Source organism: Pseudozobellia thermophila (assembly GCF_900141855.1).
Taxonomy (GTDB): Bacteria; Bacteroidota; Bacteroidia; order Flavobacteriales; family Flavobacteriaceae; genus Pseudozobellia; species Pseudozobellia thermophila.
Map to the genome: position 1 here is coordinate 1 of NZ_FQYU01000024.1, position 5,897 is coordinate 5,897.

A 5,897-nucleotide genomic window follows, 5' to 3' on the forward strand; every position below is an offset into this window, starting at 1 on the left:
CACAAAACAACGTGGGTGATCCAGGAAACCGGAATCACATCTTTATAGCAAGTGGCCGGGTCTATTATAATTTATAATCATACAGATGCTGGTGAACCCTAATAAAAAGGTGTATCACAAATAGGATGCGGAGCAAGTTATTTTAAAATAAAAAAGGTGGTTTAAGGCAAAAAGAAAATATTGATTAACTTTAGAGAACTGGACTATGGCTTTTCATAGGAGCCATTGTTGGTAGCCGTTTTTATTTATTCGTTAATTCTTTTCCAAGCTCAATAAACGGTTCATATTCAAAAACTGCACAAGAGCCTTCTGATAGATTTCTTTTCCCTTCCTCAATCGTTTTGTTATTATCCAATTCCCAATCAAAAATGTAAATATCAGCTTGAAAGACCTTATTCAGTTCAGAATAGTCCCAACCTGTTTGGTCTTCGAGCCATTTAAAGTTTTCTTCTCTATCAATAAGTTTGATAGGTTGACCATTTTCAAAGTAGACAACTGTGGTAAGTCGCCCGAATGAAACGCCTATTTCTTGTTCGATTTTCCGTAGTCCCTTTTTGTCTACATATAATTCGATTTTGCCACCACCATCAAAAGCTTGTTTGTAAACTTCTGTCGCATCAAACTCTTTAATGGTAAGGTTCGCATCATTTTCAATTTTATCTACAGTTCTCTGAATCAATACAATTGAGTCTGACTGTCCGTTAACTGGAAATACTTGAACTAGCAGCAAAAGCGATATGAATAAACTCTTTTTCATTTTAATGACTACCAACGTTAAATATATGGCAAGTTGGGCAGAAAATAAGCGATTACTTTCGGTTTAACCACAAGCCAAATCTTTTGTATTTTGTTTTAATTTTTCTCTTTTAATACCAAATCAAAAGATTTGGCGACTTTGCAAATAGATAACAAATTTTGGATTAAGCACTAATCGCCCAATTTGCTATATATAGTGTTGTAGAGCGTTCATTCTTCGTTCCATTGTTCCAAATCATCTACTGGATTCGGCAATCTTCCTTCTAACCATTTTTTCAAAGTTCCGGGCATAAATTCAACATCTTTTGTCTCTATTACCCAAGAAAGGAAATCTGTGGGTCCACCATTCATATAAGGTGCAGGTGATACAGGGTAAAAGACAGTCGGCAACCTCTCGCTCATTGAAATATAATTTATCACACACCCTAACTCTTGAACAACATTCCAAGCAAGTTTATTTTCAATATCTAACGAGAATTTTAACCACCAGAGTCCATCTTCATCTCCAAATGCAATAGGTTTTTGAATACTTGGTATTTTTTCTAAATATTCTACTAAGGTTTTAAATGCTCTTTCGTCCATTTATTTTTGTTTATTTTTTAAATATTCAGATACATTTCCATTCCAATAACATTTAACACATCTGTCATTTTTAAATTCGTGTTTGCAGTTTTCATAATTATAAAGCTGGTGAGAACATTCAGCACATAATCCGACCATTGTAGAGCTTTCAGAGTAATACTGGCTCTCACATTCAATACAATTGGATATTTCTTTACTCATTATTGTTATAATTGAATGGCTTTATATGCTAGACATTTATCAACAATACTTTCAATTGTTGGATTATATTGGCTTAAGTTATCTTTTCTTGCATTATAATTTTCAGGATAATAGAATAAATTGGCTCCGTTAGGATAAGGAACATTTTTATTGAAAATCTCATATAATTTATCGAGTTCACTTTCAGTTCCCTCAGCTTTTATAATCCGTTTTCCTAATTCTATTAACTCTTTTCTTGTCATTTTTGGTAATGCTCTACAACGGCCAGACGGCTATGGCGAGTTGCGAGGTATGCTTTGCATACCTTGGCAAGGGGTCGCCATTAGACGCACATTCGCTATAGCCAGTGATGTCGATGGTACCGACCGCGAACGGCTCCGTCCGGGTTTTCTTGGATGAAATATAGCAAATTTTATGGGCGAATGTGCAGTCGTACTGTCTGGCCGATGGCCGATGGTAGGAAAAAAAGGTAGGGCGGCGGCCTCGACCGCCCGGTTTTTTACGGGCCGGAGGTATCATCGACCATCGGTGCGGCTAAGCGTAGTGCGGAGGTACGCCGTCTGCGACGGCAGCGGGCGAGTTGGCGCGCTGGCCAGTTTCCGTCTTAGCACGAAGCTAAAGCTTTTGGTTTCGCTTTTTCTTTTTTTTGTTCCAAAGCTAAATCCATAAGATTTAGTGACTTCATAAATACAAACAGACCTTTTGGTTTTGCCCAAAAGTCCGCATTACGTTTAGGCATTGTTATCTGCTGGCTTTTCCCTTTTTGTTCTCCGGATACTGTTGATTAAATAATGAGATGCCTCTTGGATTTCTATGTTGTAAAACTCTTATTATTTGACTTTCTATATTACCATTACGTGTATCAATATCATGGCGTTCTCGCCCTGCTAAAACACTTATTGTAGTCAAAATATTAACTCCACCAGCATTTAACTCTCGACCAGTATCTTTCTCTTGTTTTTCAAGAATAATTTTAGCTTTTGAGTGATACCCATAGTTATCGAATACATCTTTAGTTAAATCTGGGTATAATTTTTTTAAAGGAATTAATGAACTTTCTATTACTTCCATAATCCGTTCACCATATTCTATTGCCTCTTTTTTTGAAGGGATATACCCTTGATGAATGACTTTATTCCTAAATGGCACCTCCTTATTTGAACTTAAAACCATTGGTAATTCCCGAAAAGTTTGAGCGTACAAGGTTAAGTATGCTCCAAGTTGTCTTTCCGATTGTTTTGAAATTTGTTTCCAAATTTTATCTATATTTTCATATTCTGTTCCAGAATTTTTCAAAATTACTTTGATAAAGAATTCAAAATATCTTTCCATTGCAGAGGTGAAAGAAGAAATAGCTTCTCGATAATAACCATCAGCTAGAGCATTAAGTCCATATTCAAATAGTATTTCAAATTCTATATTAATCAAGTAAGAAATTGAATTATGTCCTTTTTGGCAATTAAAATTATAAATTCCCGAATCGTTGACCATTTCAAACGGTACCGGAACAAAGTGTTCAGATTGTTCTGTTACTTTTTTACTTTCTATTTGTTCTAGTAAGCAATCGGCGCATATTAGGTCTAATAACATCATAGAAATTTATAATCGGTTGTCTTTTTTTAGCTTGCAGATAACGGTTAGTATAAGAATAGTTGCGGGATTACGTGCGAGGATTTTCCGCAGGAAAATCAGACGTAGTAAACCTGCAACGACCTTTGGTTAAGCCCAAAATTGAGCAATTATTTTTATACATCTTAAGTTTGATTCTCATTAAATTGATGGTATAAACCAGAAAGAACAAAAGAGAGAATTAAGGTTATGTTATACGGTGAAGCTTTAGACTTCGACAACATTGGTAATCCTCTCTCTTTTACTACTTAGACCACGTTCAGTTCTGTGAGACCTTAGATCTCGTTTTCAAGTTGTTGTGTGCCCAAGTAGCCAGTTCTTTCATAAAACATTTCCTATGAATAAATATAAAGAAACTTTCGGAGTCGACATCAGTAAAGCGGTCTTTGATGTGCACGGCAGTAACAAAGGTCACGACCGGTACGGAAACGATGGGCCCGGGTTCAAGAAATTCCTTGGGCACTTGCCCGAAGGCTCATTGGTGGTCATGGAAGCTACCGGTTACTATCATTATAGGCTCGCACAGTTTCTTTACAAGAACGGTATAACGGTCTCAGTGGTAAACCCGTTGTCCGTCAAGCGTTTTATCCAAATGAAGCTGGCCAAGGTAAAGACCGATAAGAGCGACGCCAAGGCTATCTGTGACTATGCCCTGGTCAATGAGGTCCCTCTTTACGATGCCCTGACCGATAGCCAAAGTAAGTGTTTACAGTTGTTCCGGTTATTGGACATGTATTTAAAGCAACGCACCGCAACCAAGAACAAGATCCATGGGGAAGAGGTTCTGGGCGTGCCCTCAAAGTTTGTATACCGCCCCTTGGTACGCAACAGGAAACAGTTGGACAAGGAGGTGACGGCCATCGAATCAAAGATTCTATCATTGGTCAAAGGGGATCAACAAGAGCAGTTGACCTTGTTGACGTCGATACCAGGGATAGGCCTAAAGACCGCCTTGTTCCTGATAGTTGTCACCGATGGTTTCCGTAAGTTCGAAACGGCATCACAGCTCTGTAGCTATGTGGGTATGACCCCGACGATACGGGAGTCGGGGAGCAGCGTTAGGGGCCGTGCACGGATAAGCAAGGTCGGTAACGGAAAGCTTCGCAATCTATTGTTTCTGTGCTCTTTTAATGCCTGTAAGCACAACAGGGCATGTAAAGGGGTATATGAGCGGATCGTGAACAAGGGCAAGAGCAAAAAACTGGCCTTGATAGCGGTGGCCAACAAACTGCTTAAACAGTCCTTTGCCATTGCAAAATCCGGTAGGCCGTACGATGAATCGTATGTTTCGGTATTGCCTAGATAAATAGAAGATGAATCGAATAAAAAAGCCCGAAGAACCTGATTTTTGAATCTAAGGGCCTAGAATAGTATTGTCTCAGATTAAGGAAGGATTTGTTTGTTTTTTACCTCAGTTCTTTGTTGTAAATAGTTGTTTTTATTCATTCCTAAAATCAGTTGGTGTCCAACATCTCATATACATACTTTCAATCTGATTGTCGGTTTTGTAAACTGTATAAAAAGTTTGACTTCCGTCAAAACAGTTTTCGTCTCCATATTTTTTTGGATTCTTATTCCAATTTTCATTCGCAACCACAGATTCATAAATTTCTTTAATATCATCTTGGGCTCCTCCTTCAAAAACTAAGTCCTCAACTGAGACTTGTTTTGATTTTTCTTTGTATTTCTTTAGACTTGAGTCGTATGTGTATTCATATAATATTCCATCTGTAAAGATGCTTACATAATCAGCTACGCAACCAAGACAGATAAACATATAACTTTCAGTCAGAATTATTGGTTTATTAGGGTAAGATGTCCTTAATTCTGTTAGCTTATTTGCGTATTCATCTCTGAATTGAAGTTGTCTTTTCAATTCTGTTCCCATTGAGTTTGCGGACTGAAAAGGTGATTTTTCAATACTCAAATTGTTCGCAATATTTATGCGCTTATTTAATTCCGATATTTTGGCTGTTTTGCAACCAACTAAAATCAGAAATGCTAAGTTTAATAATATGACGAATGTTTGTTTCACAATTATTTACAACGGCCAGACGGCTATGGCGAGTTGCGTGGTATGCCTGGCATACCTTGGCAAGGGGTCGCCATTAGACGCACATTCGCTATAGGCGGTGATGTCGATGGTACCGACCGCGAACGGCTCCGTCCAGGTTTTCTTGGATTGAATATAGCAAATTTTATGGGCGAATGTGCAGTCGTACTGTCCGGCCGATGGTCGATGGTAGGAAAAAAAGGTAGGGCGGCGGCCTCGACCGCCCGGTTTTTTACGGGCCGGAGGTATCATCGACCATCGGTCTCGGCTATGAGTAGTTGCGTGATTTAGCGGTTAACTTTGCAAGTACACACCAAACTGAAAATCCGCGAGGATTTTCTGAAGTAGGCGAGAACAAGCAATTACTTATAGCATCGATGAAAAAGCAGTAAGTCGAGTATCTTTAAAGTGAACTAAAAATTAAAGATATGGTTACTCAAATTACTGCTGTACCGAAGTTATACATTGGGATCGACATTCACAAGAGAAGTTGGAAAGTGCATTGTGCGACAGATCTGTTTTCAGGCAAGTCATTTTCGATGGATCCAAACCCGGAACAACTTAAAGATTATGTTGATAAACATTTCGCCGATCATGAAGTCGTTACGGCTTACGAGGCCGGCTGCTGTGGGTATTCGGCGCATCGTTGTTTCGAGTCCTATGGTTGGTCTTCCCT

6 protein-coding genes and 1 pseudogene are annotated in these 5,897 nt (G+C 38.5%); 2 read left to right on the plus strand and 5 right to left on the minus strand.

What is annotated here, in order from left to right; all coding sequences use genetic code 11:
- Positions 1–241: 241 nt before the first annotated feature.
- From BUB37_RS21125 to BUB37_RS21145, 4 genes are all read right to left on the minus strand, one after another.
- Positions 242–757, minus strand: coding sequence for a hypothetical protein (locus BUB37_RS21125; RefSeq protein ID WP_072996065.1), 516 nt, complete (start codon positions 755–757; stop codon positions 242–244).
- A gap of 209 nt (positions 758–966) precedes the next feature.
- Positions 967–1,338, minus strand: a complete 372-nt coding sequence (locus BUB37_RS21130; protein ID WP_072996053.1) for a hypothetical protein — start codon at positions 1,336–1,338, stop codon at positions 967–969.
- A gap of 206 nt (positions 1,339–1,544) precedes the next feature.
- Entirely contained in the window at positions 1,545–1,781 is a 237-nt protein-coding gene (locus tag BUB37_RS21140) for a bacteriocin immunity protein (RefSeq protein ID WP_072996057.1), read from the minus strand.
- A 499-nt stretch (positions 1,782–2,280) separates the two neighbouring features.
- Complete coding sequence (locus BUB37_RS21145) at positions 2,281–3,132, minus strand: hypothetical protein (RefSeq protein ID WP_072996059.1); 852 nt, start codon at positions 3,130–3,132, stop codon at positions 2,281–2,283.
- A gap of 373 nt (positions 3,133–3,505) precedes the next feature.
- On the opposite strand from BUB37_RS21145, the gene BUB37_RS21150 reads away from it, so the two are divergent.
- Positions 3,506–4,474, plus strand: a complete 969-nt coding sequence (locus BUB37_RS21150) for an IS110 family RNA-guided transposase (protein WP_072996061.1) — start codon at positions 3,506–3,508, stop codon at positions 4,472–4,474.
- 132 nt (positions 4,475–4,606) lie between these two features.
- Here the strand turns inward: BUB37_RS21150 and BUB37_RS21155 are convergent, their stop codons facing one another.
- Positions 4,607–5,203 carry a hypothetical protein gene (locus BUB37_RS21155; protein WP_139278178.1) on the minus strand — a complete coding sequence of 199 codons (597 nt, stop codon included), beginning with the start codon at positions 5,201–5,203 and terminating at the stop codon, positions 4,607–4,609.
- A gap of 446 nt (positions 5,204–5,649) precedes the next feature.
- On the opposite strand from BUB37_RS21155, the pseudogene BUB37_RS21845 reads away from it, so the two are divergent.
- Positions 5,650–5,897, plus strand: a pseudogene (locus BUB37_RS21845) (IS110 family transposase); the annotation flags it as partial.